We start from the raw sequence: 18,860 nt of genomic DNA, 5'->3' as shown, positions 1-18,860 counted from the left end.
AGCCCCCACTTAGGGGTAAGCTCGTAAGAGATACTAAGTGGGGGTAGTTCACGTATTTCGTGGGGAACTATTTTTATATCGAATGTAGCACTAGTCATTTTATATGGTATTTCGGAATATAGAGAACAAAAGCGTTTGAAAGAAGAGGGAGTACCGTCGATTGATGAGCGAGTTGTGAATAAGATGAAGTCATATTTTACGATTTGTATTACAAGCTGCGTTTTTTTGTTCATTATGTAACTTTGTGTAAATAAGTATTTAGATAGGCAAGTAGTACATGTAAATGAGTTATTATATATTGCTATTTTTGGTTTATTAATAAGTATGGCATCGACGAGTGTGTTAGCAACAAGGAATAGATAGAAAAAGGGGAACTGGGATGGGATTACCGGTATTATGTGTCGCTACGGCTATTTTTGCTTTGTTTTGGGGAATACAAAACTTCTCTCGTAATCCAGTGCCAAGTGCATGTATTATGATTGGTGCTGTAGGTTTATCATACTATTTATTAATTTTAGCGCATTATCATAAAACAGCAACAAGTGTTGTTGTAGGGGCAATTATTTTATTTTGTGGGCGTGCTATACAAAAGGGGTTATTTCCATAAAAGCTGTTTATACAAAAGGTATAAATAGCTTTTTGTATTTTTTTTACAAACTACTTGAAAGTTACGTTACGTCACCTTTTATAATGAAGGAGAAGAGGTGATGGAGTTGATTTCAATTCAAGAACTAACGAGGGAAACAGGGGTTACAGTAAGGACGTTACGTTATTATGATCAAATTGATTTATTAAAGCCGAGTGGGAAAACTGATGGAGGACATCGGTTATATAGCGAGAGAGATGTTGTTCGTTTGCAGCAAATTTTATTTTTAAAAGAAATGGGTTTTTCATTAAAAGAGATTATGAATATGTTAATAACGGATGAGCTCAATTTAAAAGTATCGCTTGAAAAGCAACTTAGATTTGTACAGGAAGAACAGAAAAAATTTAATCGAATGGAACGTATTTTACAGGCAGTTGTTTATTCAGTAGATGTGGAGGGAGAACTGGATTGGAAAGTTATGTTTGAACTCATTCAGCTTTCGAAACAGTCTCCGCGAATACGTGAGATGTTTCAAAATGAAGTTTTTTCTAAGGGAGAACAAAAGTTGCTTCATAATTTGCCGAACATGAGTGAAGAAGATCCGAATGTTTTAGAATGGGTAAATTTATTGAAGCAACTACGTAACTTTATGAAAGACGGTAAGGAAGCATCATGTGATGAGGTACAAGGCGCAACAAAGAAATTAATGCAGAAGTGTTTAGAGATGGCAAATGGTGATGAAGCATTTTTAGATAAACTGTGGGAAGTAAGAAAGTCAAAAGAAGATTCACAGAAAATGAGTATGTATCCAATTGAGGAAGAGCTTCTAGTATATATGGATGAGGCTTTTCGTATATATGATGAAAGGGAGAGGGATAAATGAGTATACTCGCAGAATATCGATGGTACTTTTTAATTGGTGCAGAGATTGTATTTTGGCTATCAGCTATCGGATTCTTTTTACTAAGGTATGGATTTCGCTTGAAAAAGGCGAGCTTTATTATGGGGATTGTGCTACTCATAAATGAAGTGTTTATTTTAACTTTAGGGGTATTGGACTATTATCAAACAGGGAAGTTCTCTAATTTTCAAATCATTACGGTAATCATTTTATTATATGCAGTTTTTTATGGGAAAAAGGATTTGAAGAAATTAGACATATATGCACAAAAATTAGTTGCGAAGTGGCGGAATGAACCGGCGCCTATTATCGAAGAACCACTTGAAGTAACAGGGATGGCGCATGCGAAGCAGGAAATAAAAAATTGGATTTTACATCTTATTTTGTTTATTGCGGTTCATATATTCTTTTTCTTCATGTATGGGCTTATTCCAGTAGAACAGTGGGGGAATTGGTTAGAGTCAGGAATCGTTTTAAATAAAACAGCAAGCCGTGTAAGCCAAGTATGGGCTATTATTCTTTTAGTGGATACTGCGATTTCATTTTCATATGTGATTTTTCCGAAGAAGGAGAAAGGAAACAAGAAGCTACTTTCATAGAGGAAAGTAGCTTTTTTCTAGTATACCAATAGTTTGTATAGGAGAGGATAACAATAGGGAAAAGAACAGGTTTTATATGCTTATTTCTCTTTAGTTTAGTAGCATGTTCACAACCTAACAGTGCAATTGATAAGAAGAATGATGTCGTTGCAAAGGGGGCAGAAATTTCTAATCTAGATAAATTCGAGAAGTTCATTTGGAATGTGGAACAAGGGAAAGTTGATAAAATAAGAATTGTACAGTATACACATGAAGGTGATCCTGTTTTTCAAACGTTAGAGCATAGTGAGAAAGATATACTTTATGTGTTAGATAATAGACAAGATCAATTTGCTGGTGACCATAAAGGGTTACATAAAGATAGTTGTAAAAGGATTGTTAAAGAGCAACGTGAATCAGAAACGGTATATAGGTTAATAGATTGTACGAATGAAAATGGGCGCAATGGATATGACTTATTATATGTACTTGAAAAATAGAGTTAGTAAAGGAAGGAAGTATTTATTCCTTCTTTTTTTATGTATATCTTGTCGAAAATTTTACCGAATATCTGTTCGTTTTTTTAGGTTTTTTATGGGCATTCGTGGTAAAATAATAATACAGATTTTTATGAGGAGGTCGGTTTTTAGTTGGAACATCCATTTGAAATTATCTCAGAGTATTCCCCGCAAGGTGATCAGCCGGGAGCGATAGAGAAGCTTGTAGAGGGAATTAATAGTGGAAAGAAAAAGCAAGTGTTGCTTGGAGCGACAGGAACGGGTAAGACATTTACAATTTCAAATGTCATTAAAGAAGTGCAGAAGCCAACACTTGTAATGGCTCATAATAAAACGTTAGCAGGACAGTTATATAGTGAGCTGAAAGATTTCTTTCCTAACAATTCTGTGGAGTATTTTGTTAGTTATTACGATTATTATCAGCCGGAAGCGTACGTACCACATACGGATACGTTTATTGAAAAAGATGCGCAAATTAACGATGAAATTGATAAATTACGCCACTCGGCAACGTCTTCCTTATTTGAACGAGATGATGTTATTATCGTTGCGAGTGTTTCGTGCATATACGGTTTAGGTTCTCCGGAAGAATACCGCGAGTTAGTTGTTTCGCTTCGAGTTGGTATGGAAAAGGACCGCAATCAATTGCTTCGTGAACTTGTTGATGTACAGTATGGACGTAATGATATTGATTTTAAGCGTGGTACATTCCGTGTGCGCGGAGATGTAGTTGAAATCTTCCCCGCATCACTTGATGAGCATTGTATTCGAATTGAATTTTTTGGGGATGAAATAGATCGTATTCGAGAAGTAAATGCATTAACGGGTGAAGTATTAGCAGAACGTGATCATGTAGCAATCTTCCCGGCATCTCACTTCGTTACACGTGAAGAAAAGCTGAAGGTTGCTATTGAAAATATCGAAAAAGAATTAGAAGAGCGTTTAAAAGAATTAAATGATAACGGTAAGTTGTTAGAGGCGCAGCGCATAGAACAGCGAACGCGTTATGATTTAGAAATGATGCGCGAGATGGGCTTTTGTTCAGGGATTGAAAACTATTCCCGTCATTTAACACTTCGTCCAGCAGGCTCAACGCCGTATACGCTTTTAGATTATTTTCCAGAGGATTTCTTAATCGTTATGGATGAGTCGCACGTATCGGTTCCGCAAGTAAGAGCGATGTATAACGGGGACCAAGCACGTAAGCAAGTGCTTGTTGATCATGGATTCCGTCTGCCATCAGCTTTAGATAATAGACCGCTCACGTTTGATGAGTTTGAAGAGAAAACGAATCAAGTTATTTACGTTTCGGCAACGCCAGGACCGTACGAGTTAGAGCAGTCACCGAAAGCAATAGAACAAATTATTCGTCCAACAGGGCTTTTAGATCCACCAATTGATATACGACCAATTGAAGGACAAATAGATGATTTATTAGGAGAAATCCATGACCGGATTGCGAAAAATGAACGTGTATTAATTACGACTTTAACGAAGAAAATGTCAGAGGATTTAACGGACTATTTAAAAGATGTAGGAATTAAAGTGAATTATCTTCACTCTGAAATTAAAACATTAGAGCGTATTGAAATTATCCGTGATCTTCGCCTTGGTAAGTTTGATGTACTTGTCGGTATTAACTTATTACGAGAAGGGTTAGATATTCCAGAAGTATCACTTGTAGCTATTTTAGATGCAGATAAGGAAGGGTTCCTACGTTCAGAGCGTTCATTAATTCAAACAATTGGTCGTGCGGCGCGTAATGCAAACGGCCGCGTTATTATGTACGCAGATCGCATAACGAGATCAATGGGAATTGCAATTGAAGAAACACAGCGTCGTCGTAGTATACAAGAAGCTTACAATGAAAAGCATGGTATTACGCCGAAAACGATTCAAAAAGGAGTACGTGACGTTATTCGTGCGACAACAGCAGCTGAGGATACGGAAATATATGAAGCAACACCAGCTAAGAAGATGACGAAAAAAGAACGTGAAAATACAATTGCGAAGATGGAAGCAGAGATGAAAGAAGCAGCAAAGGCATTAGATTTCGAGCGTGCAGCTGAATTAAGAGATTTACTATTAGAATTAAAAGCGGAAGGGTGAAAAGAGTGAGTAAAGATTTTATTGTTGTAAAAGGTGCTAGAGCGCATAATTTAAAAAATATTGACGTAACCATTCCGAGAAATCAGCTTGTTGTTGTGACGGGATTGTCTGGTTCGGGGAAATCATCGTTAGCATTCGATACGATTTATGCAGAAGGGCAGCGTAGATACGTGGAATCTTTATCTGCGTATGCGCGCCAGTTTTTAGGGCAAATGGATAAGCCGGATGTTGATATGATTGAAGGTTTATCTCCAGCGATTTCAATTGATCAAAAAACGACGAGTCGTAATCCTCGTTCAACGGTTGGAACGGTAACGGAGATTTATGATTATTTACGTTTATTATTTGCACGAATTGGTACGCCGATTTGTCCGAATCATGGAATTGAAATTACATCACAAACAGTGGAACAGATGGTAGACCGTGTTCTTGAATATCCTGAACGTACGAAGTTGCAAGTGCTAGCGCCTATCGTGTCAGGGCGTAAAGGTGCGCATGCAAAAGTATTAGAAGATATTAAGAAGCAAGGTTATGTTCGTGTGCGCGTTGATGGAGAGATGCTGGATGTATCGGAAGAGATTACTTTAGAAAAAAATAAGAAGCATTCAATTGAAGTTGTTATTGACCGTATTGTTGTGAAAGAAGGAATTGCAAGCCGATTTGCAGATTCACTAGAAAGTGCTTTAAAGCTTGGCGGGGGCCGAGTTTTAATCGATGTAATGGGAGAGGAAGAACTTCTATTTAGTGAACATCATGCTTGTCCACATTGTGGTTTTTCAATCGGAGAATTAGAGCCGCGTATGTTCTCGTTTAATAGTCCGTTCGGCGCGTGTCCTTCTTGTGATGGACTTGGATCGAAGTTAGAGGTAGATTTAGAACTTGTTATTCCGAACTGGGATGTATCATTAAATGAACATGCGATTGCTCCTTGGGAACCGACAAGTTCACAATATTACCCGCAATTATTAAAATCTGTGTGTAATCATTACGGCATCGATATGGATATGCCGGTGAAAGATATACCGAAGGATTTATTTGATAAAGTGCTGTACGGAAGCGGGGAAGAGAAGCTTTATTTCCGCTATGTGAATGAATTTGGTCAAGTAAAGGAAAATGAGATTTTATTTGAAGGTGTTATTCCGAATATTGAGCGTCGTTATCGTGAGACGAGTTCTGATTATATTCGTGAGCAGATGGAGAAATATATGGCAGAGCAAGCTTGTCCGAAGTGTAAAGGTGGACGCTTAAAGCCTGAGAGTTTAGCTGTTTTCGTTGGTGAAAAAACGATTGCCGATGTAACGAAATATTCTGTTCAAGAAGTACAGGAGTTCTTCTCAACTGTTGAGCTAACTGAGAAACAACAAAAAATTGCTCATTTAATTTTAAGAGAAATTCAGGAACGTGTTGGGTTCTTAGTGAACGTCGGTTTAGATTATTTAACGTTAAGTCGTGCTGCAGGAACTTTATCAGGTGGTGAGGCGCAGCGTATTCGTTTAGCGACACAAATTGGTTCTCGCCTTACTGGCGTACTTTACATTCTTGATGAGCCTTCTATTGGTTTGCATCAGCGTGATAATGATCGTCTTATTCGTACATTGCAGGAAATGCGTGATTTAGGAAATACGTTAATTGTTGTTGAGCATGATGAAGATACGATGATGGCTGCTGATTATTTACTTGATATCGGACCTGGTGCAGGTATTCATGGTGGTCAAGTTGTATCAGCAGGTACACCAGCTGAAGTTATGCAAGACGAGAATTCATTAACTGGGAAATATTTAAGCGGTAAAGAGTTTATTCCGGTACCACTTGAAAGACGTAAAGGTGACGGACGTAAAGTGGAGATTGTCGGTGCGAAAGAAAATAACTTAAAGAATGCGAAAATGTCATTCCCTCTAGGAACATTTGTAGCAGTAACAGGCGTATCTGGCTCTGGAAAAAGTACGATAATTAATGAAGTACTATACAAAACATTAGCTCAAAAGCTATATAAGGCGAAAGCGAAGCCAGGGGCTCATAAAGAAATTAAAGGTCTTGAGCAGTTAGATAAAGTGATTGATATTGATCAATCACCAATCGGGCGTACACCACGTTCAAATCCGGCGACATACACTGGCGTATTTGATGATATTCGTGATGTATTTGCGCACACGAATGAAGCGAAAGTACGTGGGTATCAAAAAGGACGTTTCAGCTTTAACGTAAAAGGCGGCCGTTGTGAAGCGTGCCGTGGTGATGGAATTATTAAAATCGAAATGCATTTCTTACCAGACGTGTATGTTCCGTGTGAAGTTTGTCACGGTAAACGTTACAACCGTGAAACGTTAGAAGTGAAATATAAAGATAAGAATATTTCTGAAGTGTTAGGGATGACAATTGAAGATGGGGTAGAGTTCTTTGCTAATATCCCGAAAATTAAGCGTAAACTTCAAACGCTTGTAGATGTAGGGCTTGGTTATATGAAATTAGGACAACCAGCTACGACGTTATCAGGTGGTGAGGCGCAGCGTGTGAAATTAGCTTCTGAATTACATCGTCGTTCTACAGGGCGTACGTTATACATTTTAGATGAGCCAACGACTGGCTTACATGCACATGATATTGCACGCCTTCTAGAAGTGTTGCAACGTCTTGTTGAGAGTGGTGAGACGGTACTTGTAATTGAGCATAATTTAGATGTTATTAAAACAGCTGATTATATTATTGACCTTGGACCAGAAGGCGGAGACAAAGGCGGACAAATTGTTGCTTCCGGAACGCCAGAGCAAGTAGTGAAAGAAGAGCGCTCTTATACAGGTAAGTATTTAAAAGAGATTTTAGATCGTGATAAAGCAAGAATGAAAGAGAAAATAAAAGAAGTAGAGTTATCACAATAAGTTGTTAATAAAAACCGAGTGGGAATTGCACTCGGTTTTTATTTCACTAAGGGAAACTGGCAAGAATGTTAGTAGGTATACAAGTATAAAGAATAGAATAAATTGGTATAAGTGTTTGCATGTTACTTGCGTTTATTAGCTATTAGCGTATGATGAAATATATATGTTAAAAGGATGTGTAAGGAAATGAGATGGATTGTATCACTTCTTGTAAATAGCGTTGTGTTAATCGCTGTATCCGGACTTTTAAAAGGGGTTGCACCAGACGCATTTTACATAGCAAATATACAAACTGCAATTATTGCGAGTATTATATTGGCGATTTTAAACGTATTTGTAAAGCCGCTTTTAATTTTAATTACGCTACCGATTACTCTTGTAACTTTCGGTTTCTTCTTAATTGTTATTAATGCGATTACGTTAAAGATGACGGATTCGTTATTAGGGGACGCCTTTAATATATCTGGATTTGGTGTAGCGATTGTTGCGGCAATTTGTATTTCTATTTTTAATATGATAATTGAAAAAGTAATTGTTGAACCATTACATGAAAAAAAGAGAAAATGACAAAAAGAAAAACATTTCATGATTCATATGAAATGTTTTTTTCTATTTATTAGAAACCGAGTTTCTTGTTTCCAGAAAAAAATGGTACAATATCCGATAGAATGGAATTTTACATCAAATGAGACTGAACCCGCAGCGGAGTGGAGGTTTATACATATGCCGAAAGTAAGGACAAAAGATTTAATTGAACAATTTCAATTGGAGTTAGTAAGTGGTGAAGAAGGGATTCATCGTCCGATTGATACGAGTGATTTATCGCGACCTGGAATTGAAATGGCAGGGTTTTTTACATATTATCCAGCTGATCGCGTGCAGCTTCTTGGAAAAACGGAGCTTACGTTCTTTGATACGTTAACGACAGAGCAAAAGCAAGAGAGAATGAAAGCGCTTTGTACTGAGGAGACGCCTTGTATTATTGTAACTCGTAATCAAGATGTACCGGATGAGTTATTACAAGCATCACGTGAATCAGGCGTGCCTTTATTACGTTCTGCTCAAACGACAACGAGATTATCAAGTCGTTTAACAAACTATTTAGAAGGTAAGTTAGCGCCAACAACAGCTGTTCATGGTGTGTTAGTAGATATTTATGGTGTTGGTGTTTTAATTACAGGTCAAAGTGGTGTCGGGAAAAGTGAGACAGCGCTTGAACTTGTAAAGCGTGGTCACCGCCTTGTTGCGGATGATAGCGTAGAAATTCGTCAAGAAGATGAAGATACATTAGTAGGGAGCTCACCTGATTTAATTGAGCACTTATTAGAAATTCGTGGTCTAGGTATCATTAACGTAATGACGTTATTCGGTGCAGGGGCAGTACGAAATTATAAACGTATTACACTTGTTATTAATCTTGAAATTTGGGATCAAAAGAAAAATTATGATCGCTTAGGTCTTGATGAAGAGAAGATGAAGATTATTGATACAGAACTTACGAAGATTACACTTCCAGTTCGTCCTGGTCGAAACTTGGCTGTTATTATTGAAGTAGCAGCGATGAACTTCAGATTAAAACGTATGGGAGTCAATGCGGCACAACAGTTCTCTGAACGATTAATGAGTGCGATTGAGTTAGGAAATCAAGAGTAGACTCTGGAGAGGGAGGTCATATATATGCTGTTAGGTTCTGTACCACAGCTTGACCGTATAGCAGTCCAACTTGGGCCGTTCCCTGTTTATTGGTATGGGGTTATTATCGGTACAGGCGTGCTATTAGGTCTTTGGCTAGCAACTCGCGAGGGAGAAAGGCTTGGTATTCACAAAGATACATTTATCGACCTTGTATTAATCGCAGTACCAATTGCCATTCTTTTTGCGAGAATGTATTATGTCATTTTTGAATGGGAATATTATTCGCAAAATCCGAGTCAAATTATTAATATTCGTCAAGGTGGTTTGGCGATTCATGGTGGTTTAATCGGGGCTGTTATTACAGGAATCCTTTTTGCGAAACGACGCGGGCTTTCATTCTGGAAGTTAGCGGATATTGCTGCGCCGAGTATTTTACTAGGACAAGCAATTGGCCGATGGGGAAACTTTATGAACCAAGAGGCGCATGGTGATGAAGTAACGAGACAGTTTTTAGAAGGTCTTCATTTACCAGATTTCATTATTAATCAAATGTACATTGATGGTGTGTATTATCACCCAACGTTTTTATATGAATCATTATGGAACTTTGCAGGTGTTATTTTACTACTCGCGTTACGAAAAGTGAATTTACGCCGTGGTGAATTATTCTTCACATATTTAATTTGGTATTCAGTGGGACGCTTCTTCGTAGAAGGTTTGCGTACAGATAGTTTAATGTTAGGACCACTTCGTATTGCACAAGTAATGTCTATTGGAATTGTTGTTATTTCTATCATTTTCATTATTGTGAGACGAAAAATGGGGCAAGCTGATAAAAGATATTTAGAAAATTAGAGAAAAGTAGCATCTTATATAAGATGCTGCTTCTTTCATATTCAGGTAATGAAAGGATTAAGGACGATGAAAATAAATACAGTGTTATTTGATTTAGATGGAACGTTAATTAATACAAATGAACTTATTATCTCTTCTTTTTTACATACGTTAAATCACTATTATTCTAATCAGTATAAGCGTGAAGATGTATTGCCATTTATCGGTCCATCTTTGCATGATACTTTTAGTAAGATTGATGCAAGTAAGGTTGAAGAGATGATTACATGTTATCGTCAATTTAATCATGAGCATCATGATGAATTAGTGGAAGAGTATGAAACTGTATATGAAACGGTTCAAGAATTGAAGAAGCAAGGTTATAAGATCGGCATCGTTACAACGAAAGCGAGACAGACGGTTGAAATGGGATTAAAGCTTTCGAAACTTGATCAGTTTTTTGATGTTGTCGTGACGATTGATGATGTGGAACATGTGAAACCACATCCAGAACCACTTCAAAAAGCATTGAAATTATTAGATGCAAAGCCAGAAGAAACATTGATGGTTGGTGATAATCATCATGATATCGTCGGTGGACAAAATGCAGGTACGAAAACAGTAGCGGTTTCATGGACATTGAAAGGTAGAGCGTATTTAGAAGCGTATAAACCAGATTTTGTGCTAGATAAAATGAGTGATTTACTACCGATTTTGTCCCGCATTAACGGGTAGTAAGATTCCTGCCGGTTAAAGTGTCACTTTATATAAGTAGAGGAGAGAGTTCAGTGCGACGGACAACGCGCTATCCTGTTTCAGGAGAAAATTCATTGTGGAATGTGTATAAAACAGTTTCTTTTTGGAAGGTAATGAAAAACTTTATTATCATCCAAATCGCACGTTACACGCCATTTTTATCCGTAAAGAATTGGTTATATCGCACGTTTTTACGGATGGAAGTAGGAAAGAAAACGTCGTTTGCACTTATGGTAATGCCAGATATTATGTTTCCAGAAAAGATTACTGTGGGAGACAATTCAATTATCGGCTATAATACAACGCTTTTAGCGCATGAATATTTAATTCGTGAGTATCGACTCGGAGAAATCGTCATAGGGAATGAAGTTATGATTGGAGCGAATACGACAATTTTACCAGGTGTGACAATTGGAGATGGAGCTATCATTTCTGCAGGCACACTTGTCCATAAAGATGTACCAGGCGGCGCTTTCGTAGGCGGAAATCCGATGCGTATTATTTATACGAAAGAGGAAATGGCCACTAGAGAAGGTTGATGTTAAAAATGTAACATTTCCCTTCTCTTTTTATGAATAAAAAGGAAATAATTGATTATAATATACTGTTTTGTTTTTTATGGAATCGTTTATACTTATAGATAGAAGAATGTGTGAACGAAGAAAACAAAAAACTGGAGGATATATGGGGAAAAATCAAAGAATATATAAGGAGAACGGACAAGTTATCTCTTTTAATCAGTTAGCGGACTTCTTTTATAAAAAAGGGATGAGGGCTTATAAAGGGCAAAAATTGCAAGATGCAATTAAATATTTTCGAAGAGCAGCACAAAGCGAGAAGGAGCCGTTTATTTTATGCCAACTAGCAATAGCATTATCTGAATCTGGTGAATATCAAGAGTCGAATCAGATATTTCTAAAGCTTGTTAGATCCAATCCTGAACTTGAGCAATGCTATTATTTTATTTCAAATAATTATGCATATATGGGCTTGTTTCAACAGGCGAAGAAGTATGCAGAGCGATATTTAGAAGTTGCGGAAGAGAAGGAATTTGTAGAAGATACATTAGAATTGCTTGAGATTATGGAAGAAGATGCAATGGGTGCGGAAGAGATTGAGGATGAAGATGAGCTAATTGTTATGCAAGAAGAAGCGAACCGCTACATTCGTAACGGACAATTAGAAGAGGCGATTGCTACACTAGAAGTTGTTACGAAAGAATATCCAGAATTTTGGTCAGGACATAATAATTTAGCGATTGCACATTTTCAATCAGGTAATGTAGATCAAGCGCTTAAGTTAACAGAAATGATTTTAGAGAAAAATCCTGGTAATATGCATGCGCTTTGTAATACGCTTATTTTTCTATATTCAATTGGAGAGCATAAGCAAGTAGAGTCATTAGCGGGGCAGTTAGTTTCGGTATATCCAATTTCATTTGAGCATCGTTTGAAACTTGGAACAACGCTTGCAACAATTGGTCATTTTGAACCTGCATATAAATGGTTCAAAGTATTAAAGCGTCAAGGGTACGAAGGAGACGTCAGTTTTTATTACTGGTTTGCATACTCTGCGTATATGGTGAAGGAACAGCAAGTAGCTGAAAAAATGTGGCAACATGTTGTAGAATTGCATCCTGATAAAAAAGGAAAAGAACCGTGGAATGCACTGAATTTAGCAGATGAAGGACAAAATCTTTTATTTGAAGAGTTACGAAAATCATTTCAGCAAAGTACGACGCTAGAAGAGAAAATGCTAGCTTTATATTTAATGAATGAATTGTCAACACCAGAGAAGGTTGGATTCTTCTTTGATGTAACGCAAGCGAAAAATGGTGTTCCAATCGTATCGCAACTTGCAAAATATTTCTTTTTACTTAATAGTCATAAAAGCATCCCAGCTGATTTACAGCAATTTGAAAAGTGCGTACGAATCGCGGATGCATTATACAATTATACGAAAAAAGACGATGAATTAATCGAAGAGTGTTTGAATTTTTGGTTTTGCACGTTCATACGTTTATATACATCTGGAGCGACTTTTACAAATGTGTACGGTTGGTCAGCGGCAATTGAATACATTGTGCGCGGCGAACAAAGAAATAAGATGACACAGGCAGAGCTTGGTGATGTATATAATGTATCTGTAGCGACTGTACGAAAGTATGTGCAGGCTGTTAAGCGCACGCACACGTAGGGTAGGCAAATCATTGGGAAAAAAATGATGCTAACAGTATAATGAGGGTAACTTAATGTGTATGAATGAATGGGAGTGAATAGTGTGTCAGAAGAAAAAATTTATGATGTCATTATTATTGGTGCAGGACCAGCTGGTATGACAGCTGCGGTATATACATCTCGTGCGAATTTAAGCACACTGATGCTTGAGCGTGGTATTCCAGGTGGACAAATGGCAAATACAGAAGATGTAGAGAACTATCCAGGTTATGAGTCTATTTTAGGACCAGACTTATCAAATAAAATGTTTGAGCATGCGAAGAAATTTGGTGCTGAATATGCATACGGTGATGTGAAAGCAATCATCGATGGTAAAGAGTACAAAACAATTATTGCTGGTAAAAAAGAATATAAAGCACGTGCAATTATCGTTTCAAGCGGTGCAGAGTATAAAAAAATTGGTGTGCCAGGTGAAACAGAACTTGGCGGCCGCGGTGTATCATATTGTGCAGTATGTGATGGTGCATTCTTTAAAGGGAAAGAACTTGTTGTTATTGGCGGCGGAGATTCTGCTGTTGAAGAGGGTGTGTTCTTAACACGCTTCGCATCAAAAGTAACGATCGTTCACCGTCGTGACACTCTTCGTGCACAGAAAATTTTACAAGATCGTGCTTTCCAAAATGAGAAAGTAGATTTCATTTGGAATCACACTATAAAAGAAATTAACGATGCAAATGGTAAAGTAGGAAGCGTAACACTTGTAGATGTAAACAGCGGAGAAGAACAAGAAGTTAAAACTGACGGCGTTTTCATATACATCGGTATGTTACCATTATCAAAACCGTTTGTTGAGCTAGGTATTACAAATGAAAATGGTTATGTTGAAACGAACGAGCGTATGGAAACGAAAGTTCCTGGTATTTTCGCAGCTGGTGATGTTCGTGAAAAAATGCTTCGTCAAATTGTAACGGCAACAGGCGATGGTAGTATTGCAGCGCAGAGTGCACAGCATTATATAGAAGAGTTAGTAGAGGAACTAAAGACTGTAACAGAAAAATAAGGTTATTTTTCCTTTTGAGAAGAAAGCTACCGATAGGTGGCTTTCTTTTTTTGTCCAAATGTCAAACTATTGTCAAAAACAATTAAGAATATAATGATTCTTATTGTTATACTAAAATTTACGGGAAAAATCATTATAAGAAATGAGGAATTTATTCAGTATGGAATGGCGTAATATATATCGTGGATTTTGTATGGGCGTTAGTGATTTAATTCCTGGTGTGAGTGGCGGAACAATCGCTGTTGTGTTGGGAATTTATGAACAATTGCTCGCAGCAATTAGCGGATTTTTTAGTCGTGAATGGAAAAAACATTTAGCGTTTTTAATCCCACTTGCAGCTGGTGTAGCGGCAGCTTTTCTAACGTTAAGTCACGTTATTAAATATTTATTAGCAAATCATTATGAACCGACTCAATTTTTCTTCCTCGGTTTAATTATTAGTATATTACCGATGTTAATGAGAGAAGCTGATGCAAAGGCAACGTTTAAAGGTAGTCATATCGTCTTATTAATAATTGCAGCAATTCTTGTTGCAATAACAGCATTCTTTAAACCAGATAAGGCAGCTGATCCGATTACGACGTTAACAATTTTAAATGCAATTGGTTTATTTTTCGCAGGATGGATGGCTAGTATGGCTATGCTTCTTCCTGGAATTAGTGGATCGTTTATTTTATTAATTATTGGTGTGTATCCGACAGCAATTAACGCTTTAACTACACTCAATTTACCGTTAATCGTGGTTATCGGTGCCGGCGTGATGGCTGGATTTGTTGTAAGTAGTAAAGGAATTAGTTATTTGTTAGATCGTTATAAAAGTATGACATTTGCGGCAATTATTGGGCTCGTTATCGGGTCGATTGTCATTGTGTTCCCTGGCATTCCGACTGGTGGAATTTCAATTGTAAGTTCAATTATTACTTTTATTTTAGGATTTGCGGTTGTTACTTATTTCGGTAAGAAATAAGTGTTTTAATCCCCTTAACGATAAAAATCGTTAAGGGGATTTTTATGTGCTATTCATGGGAAGTAAGGTGTTTTGATTGCTTGTTATAGAAAGAATTTTTACAATTGCTTAGCGAAAGGGGACTGGCACCTTCGTTGTAGCAAACTGTTTTTGATAGTATAATGAAATGAGTATGCAGTGAGAAATTTTGCTGCAAGTAGCTGAGGTGAAGAAACATGCAAAGAGTGACAAACTGTGTGTTAATTAGAGATAATGAAGTACTCTTACTCCAAAAACCTCGCCGGAATTGGTGGGTTGCACCGGGCGGGAAAATGGAGCGTGGTGAGACAGTAAGAGATTCCGTTGTTCGCGAGTATCGTGAAGAAACAGGTATTTATTTAAAGAATCCAGCATTAAAAGGGGTCTTCACTTTTGTCATCCAAGAAGGTGATAAAGTTGTTTCTGAATGGATGATGTTCTCCTTTTTAGCAACAGATTTTGCAGGAGAAAATAAATTAGAGAGCGAAGAAGGCATCATTGGTTGGCATACATTTGATAAAATTGATGATTTAGCAATGGCACCAGGAGATTATCACATTATTGATTATTTAATTAAAGGGAATGGTATAATCTACGGTACATTTGTATATACCCCAGATTTTGAGTTGCTTTCATATCGATTAGATCCGAGTTAAACCTGCAAGGAGAGGATACGATGACAGAGAATAATGATATAAAAATGGTAATTATTACAGGGATGTCTGGAGCTGGAAAGACGGTAGCGTTACAAAGTTTCGAAGATTTAGGATATTTTTGTGTAGATAATTTACCACCGATGTTATTGCCGAAGTTTATTGAACTTATGGCAGATTCAAAAGGTAAAATGAATAAAGTGGCACTCGGTATTGATTTACGTGGCCGAGAGTTTTTTGAATATTTATGGGGAGCGCTTGATGATTTATCAGAACGTACATGGATTATTCCTCATATTTTATTTTTAGATGCGAAAGATAGCACACTTGTAACTCGTTATAAAGAAACGAGACGTTCACATCCACTTGCGCCAACTGGATTGCCGTTAAAGGGAATTGAAGCTGAGCGTGGTCTCTTAACTGATATGAAGGCACGAGCGAATATTGTGCTTGATACATCTGATTTGAAACCGAAAGAATTACGAGAAAAAATTGTTCACTTATTCTCAACAGAAACTGAGCAAGCATTTCGTGTAAATGTTATGTCATTTGGATTTAAGTACGGAATTCCAATTGATGCTGATTTAGTATTTGATGTTCGTTTTTTACCAAATCCATATTATATTCCACATATGAAGCCATTAACAGGACTGGATGAAGAAGTTTCGTCGTATGTGTTGAAATTTAATGAAACACATAAGTTTTTAGAGAAATTGACGGATCTTATCACTTTCATGCTGCCTCATTATAAAAGAGAAGGTAAGAGTCAACTTGTAATTGCGATTGGATGTACAGGTGGGCAACATCGTTCTGTTACGCTTACAGAGTACCTTGGGAAACATTTGAAACCAGAGTATAGCGTTCATGTATCTCATCGTGATGTGGAGAAGAGAAAGGGCCATTAAGGGATGAAAAAAGAGAGAAAACCTAAAATTGTTATCATGGGAGGTGGAACTGGACTTTCTGTTTTATTAAGGGGATTAAAACAATATCCTGTTGATATTACAGCAGTTGTAACAGTAGCCGACGATGGAGGCAGTTCAGGTAGACTACGTGATGAGCTAGAAATTCCACCTCCAGGTGATATTCGTAACGTACTTGTTGCGTTATCGGATGTAGAACCATTAGTGGAGGCTTTATTTCAGCACCGTTTTACAACTGGAGACGGACTGAAAGGGCATGCGTTAGGAAATTTACTATTGGCAGGTATGACTTCGATTACAGGAGACTTTTACCACGCGATTACGGAAACGAGTAAAGTATTAAATGTCAGAGGACGTGTATTACCAGCAGCGAATCAAAGTGCGGTACTTCATGCAGAATTAGAAGATGGAGAAATTGTAACAGGTGAATCAAAGATTCCTCATTTCGGGAAGAAGATTAATCGTGTCTTTTTAACTCCAGAAGATGTAGAACCGTTATGTGAAACGTTGACGGAAATTAAACGAGCTGATTTGCTTGTTTTCGGTCCAGGAAGTCTGTACACAAGTATATTACCGAATTTAGTTGTTAACAAAATTGGAGACGCTGTTCTTGCTGCAAAAGCGAAGAAGGTATATGTATGTAATGTTATGACTCAAGCGGGCGAAACGAAGGGTTATACTGCATTTGATCATGTGCAGGCGTTACATGATCATTTAGGTAAACCATTTATCGACACTGCGATTGTAAATAATCGTGATATTCCTCGTGAATTACGTAAGTTATATGAGGAAGAGATGTCGGAACCAGTTGCACTGGATACAAATCGTTTTGCTGAACATAATATCGAAATCATTCAAGATCGATTAGCGAAATATGATGATCGTGTTGTAAGACATGATACATTAAAGTTAGCTTCTATTTTATATTCATTGTTATAAATGTGCGTTGCCTCATTTGAGGTAACGCTCCTCATTCATATAGGACAAGATTTTTGTTCCAAAGTAATAGTATAAGGAGGTGTTGACTGTGTCATTTGCATCAGAAACAAAGAAAGAGTTGACCAACCTTGAAATGAAGGAATGCTGCGAGAAATCAGAATTATCGGCGTTGCTTCGAATGAACGGATCGCTTTCTTTTTCAAACCGTCGCCTATCTATCGATATTCAAACGGAAAATGCAGCAATTGCAAGAAGGATTTATACGCTTTTGAAAAAAGGATATGATGTGACGGTAGAATTACTTGTTCGTAAAAAAATGCGATTGAAGAAAAATAATGTATATATCGTGCGGCTTGTTGAGAAGTCTCGTGAAATATTAGCAGATCTTCACATTGTTCGAGATGACTTTTCGTTTATTCGAAATATATCGCAGGAATTAATCGAGAAGAAATGTTGTAAACGATCGTATTTACGCGGTGCATTTTTAGCAGGTGGTTCAGTAAATAACCCAGAAACATCATCTTATCATTTAGAGATCTTTTCGTTATATAAGGAACATAATGATTCTATATGTGAACTGATGAACGGATTTGATTTAAATAGTAAGACGTTGGAAAGAAGAAAAGGGTACATTACGTATTTGAAAGAAGCTGAAAAAATTACAGAGTTTTTAAATATTATAGGTGCTCATAATGCACTTTTAAGATTTGAAGATATTCGAATTGTTCGCGATATGCGTAATTCAGTAAATCGTTTAGTTAATTGCGAAACAGCTAATTTAAATAAAACAATTGGTGCAGCGCTAAGGCAAATTGAGAACATCCGCTATATTGATGAGACGGTTGGGCTTGATATTTTGCCAGATAAATTAAGAGAAATTGCACAGTTACGAAGAGATTATCAAGATGTAACATTGAAAGAGTTAGGTGAGATGGTATCCGGGGGGAAAATTAGTAAATCGGGTATTAATCATCGTTTGCGTAAAATCGATGAAATTGCAGAGAAATTACGCGCGGGGGAAACAGTAGCAAAAAAATAAAAGGTTAAAGGGGAAATGGAGCTGTGGTTCAAAAACTGGTTAAAGTGGCATTAAAAAACGGCTTACAAGCACGTCCGGCTGCGTTGTTTGTACAAGAGGCAAATCGCTTTCATGCGGATATCTTCATCGAGAAAGATGGAAAGACAGTGAATGCAAAGAGCATAATGGGGATTATGAGCTTAGCAATCGGAACTGGTAGCATGATTACAATCACAACAGAAGGTTCAGATGCAGAAGAGGCTTTGGAAGCATTAACTGCATATGTACAATAAAGGGTTATCGCGAATGTGC

General features: G+C 37.2%; 19 protein-coding genes and 1 pseudogene. All 20 read left to right on the top strand.

The window, feature by feature from the left end; all coding sequences use genetic code 11:
* Window positions 1-30: 30 nt before the first annotated feature.
* The 20 genes and pseudogenes from QCI77_RS26190 to QCI77_RS26095 all read left to right on the top strand — a co-directional run bounded on the left by QCI77_RS26190 (window position 31) and on the right by QCI77_RS26095 (window position 18,841).
* Window positions 31-363 (top strand): annotated as a pseudogene (locus tag QCI77_RS26190) (ATPase).
* A gap of 16 nt (window positions 364-379) precedes the next feature.
* Complete coding sequence (locus QCI77_RS26185; RefSeq protein WP_088033345.1) at window positions 380-607, top strand: hypothetical protein; 228 nt, start codon at window positions 380-382, stop codon at window positions 605-607.
* Window positions 608-707: 100 nt separating this feature from the next.
* On the top strand, window positions 708-1,469 hold the full coding sequence (locus tag QCI77_RS26180; protein ID WP_353825659.1) for a MerR family transcriptional regulator: 762 nt from the start codon (window positions 708-710) through the stop codon (window positions 1,467-1,469).
* Window positions 1,466-2,086 (top strand): hypothetical protein, encoded by a 621-nt coding sequence (locus tag QCI77_RS26175; protein ID WP_193652136.1) that lies wholly within the window; start codon window positions 1,466-1,468, stop codon window positions 2,084-2,086. Before QCI77_RS26180 ends, QCI77_RS26175 begins: the two co-directional genes overlap by 4 nt.
* Window positions 2,087-2,133: 47 nt before the next feature.
* Window positions 2,134-2,565 (top strand): DUF4362 domain-containing protein, encoded by a 432-nt coding sequence (locus QCI77_RS26170; RefSeq protein ID WP_199693002.1) that lies wholly within the window; start codon window positions 2,134-2,136, stop codon window positions 2,563-2,565.
* Window positions 2,566-2,715: 150 nt separating this feature from the next.
* Window positions 2,716-4,692 carry an excinuclease ABC subunit B gene (gene uvrB / locus QCI77_RS26165; RefSeq protein ID WP_002016097.1) on the top strand — a complete coding sequence of 659 codons (1,977 nt, stop codon included), beginning with the start codon at window positions 2,716-2,718 and terminating at the stop codon, window positions 4,690-4,692.
* Window positions 4,693-4,697: 5 nt separating this feature from the next.
* Window positions 4,698-7,568 carry an excinuclease ABC subunit UvrA gene (gene uvrA, locus QCI77_RS26160; RefSeq protein WP_353825658.1) on the top strand — a complete coding sequence of 957 codons (2,871 nt, stop codon included), beginning with the start codon at window positions 4,698-4,700 and terminating at the stop codon, window positions 7,566-7,568.
* 186 nt (window positions 7,569-7,754) lie between these two features.
* Window positions 7,755-8,135 carry a phage holin family protein gene (locus QCI77_RS26155; RefSeq protein ID WP_002089574.1) on the top strand — a complete coding sequence of 127 codons (381 nt, stop codon included), beginning with the start codon at window positions 7,755-7,757 and terminating at the stop codon, window positions 8,133-8,135.
* Between the two features lie 156 nt (window positions 8,136-8,291).
* Complete coding sequence (gene hprK / locus QCI77_RS26150) at window positions 8,292-9,221, top strand: HPr(Ser) kinase/phosphatase (RefSeq protein ID WP_002016091.1); 930 nt, start codon at window positions 8,292-8,294, stop codon at window positions 9,219-9,221.
* A 24-nt stretch (window positions 9,222-9,245) separates the two neighbouring features.
* Complete coding sequence (gene lgt / locus QCI77_RS26145) at window positions 9,246-10,058, top strand: prolipoprotein diacylglyceryl transferase (RefSeq protein ID WP_002034719.1); 813 nt, start codon at window positions 9,246-9,248, stop codon at window positions 10,056-10,058.
* Between the two features lie 66 nt (window positions 10,059-10,124).
* Window positions 10,125-10,772: a pyrophosphatase PpaX gene (gene ppaX, locus QCI77_RS26140; protein ID WP_353825657.1), complete on the top strand. Its 648-nt coding sequence runs from the start codon at window positions 10,125-10,127 to the stop codon at window positions 10,770-10,772.
* 53 nt (window positions 10,773-10,825) lie between these two features.
* Entirely contained in the window at window positions 10,826-11,332 is a 507-nt protein-coding gene (locus QCI77_RS26135; protein WP_061689019.1) for an acyltransferase, read from the top strand.
* A gap of 145 nt (window positions 11,333-11,477) precedes the next feature.
* The gene (locus QCI77_RS26130; protein WP_002143728.1) at window positions 11,478-12,989 is read left to right on the top strand and encodes a tetratricopeptide repeat protein; all 1,512 of its coding nucleotides are present in this window, start codon (window positions 11,478-11,480) and stop codon (window positions 12,987-12,989) included.
* 84 nt (window positions 12,990-13,073) lie between these two features.
* Window positions 13,074-14,030, top strand: a complete 957-nt coding sequence (gene trxB, locus QCI77_RS26125; RefSeq protein ID WP_002143727.1) for a thioredoxin-disulfide reductase — start codon at window positions 13,074-13,076, stop codon at window positions 14,028-14,030.
* A 160-nt stretch (window positions 14,031-14,190) separates the two neighbouring features.
* Window positions 14,191-14,997 (top strand): DUF368 domain-containing protein, encoded by an 807-nt coding sequence (locus tag QCI77_RS26120; RefSeq protein WP_002034722.1) that lies wholly within the window; start codon window positions 14,191-14,193, stop codon window positions 14,995-14,997.
* A gap of 215 nt (window positions 14,998-15,212) precedes the next feature.
* Window positions 15,213-15,671, top strand: coding sequence for an NUDIX hydrolase (locus QCI77_RS26115; RefSeq protein ID WP_001190080.1), 459 nt, complete (start codon window positions 15,213-15,215; stop codon window positions 15,669-15,671).
* A 20-nt stretch (window positions 15,672-15,691) separates the two neighbouring features.
* The gene (gene rapZ / locus QCI77_RS26110) at window positions 15,692-16,573 is read left to right on the top strand and encodes an RNase adapter RapZ (RefSeq protein WP_002016084.1); all 882 of its coding nucleotides are present in this window, start codon (window positions 15,692-15,694) and stop codon (window positions 16,571-16,573) included.
* 3 nt (window positions 16,574-16,576) lie between these two features.
* The gene (locus tag QCI77_RS26105; RefSeq protein WP_002016083.1) at window positions 16,577-17,530 is read left to right on the top strand and encodes a gluconeogenesis factor YvcK family protein; all 954 of its coding nucleotides are present in this window, start codon (window positions 16,577-16,579) and stop codon (window positions 17,528-17,530) included.
* Window positions 17,531-17,618: 88 nt separating this feature from the next.
* The gene (whiA, locus tag QCI77_RS26100) at window positions 17,619-18,569 is read left to right on the top strand and encodes a DNA-binding protein WhiA (protein WP_002016082.1); all 951 of its coding nucleotides are present in this window, start codon (window positions 17,619-17,621) and stop codon (window positions 18,567-18,569) included.
* A 23-nt stretch (window positions 18,570-18,592) separates the two neighbouring features.
* On the top strand, window positions 18,593-18,841 hold the full coding sequence (locus tag QCI77_RS26095; RefSeq protein WP_002016081.1) for an HPr family phosphocarrier protein: 249 nt from the start codon (window positions 18,593-18,595) through the stop codon (window positions 18,839-18,841).
* The last annotated feature ends 19 nt before the right edge of the window (window positions 18,842-18,860 follow it).

The sequence above is a fragment of the Bacillus cereus group sp. MG9 genome, assembly GCF_040459995.1.
Lineage (GTDB): Bacteria > Bacillota > Bacilli > Bacillales > Bacillaceae_G > Bacillus_A > Bacillus_A mycoides.
This window is presented reverse-complemented; position numbering and strand designations above follow the sequence as displayed.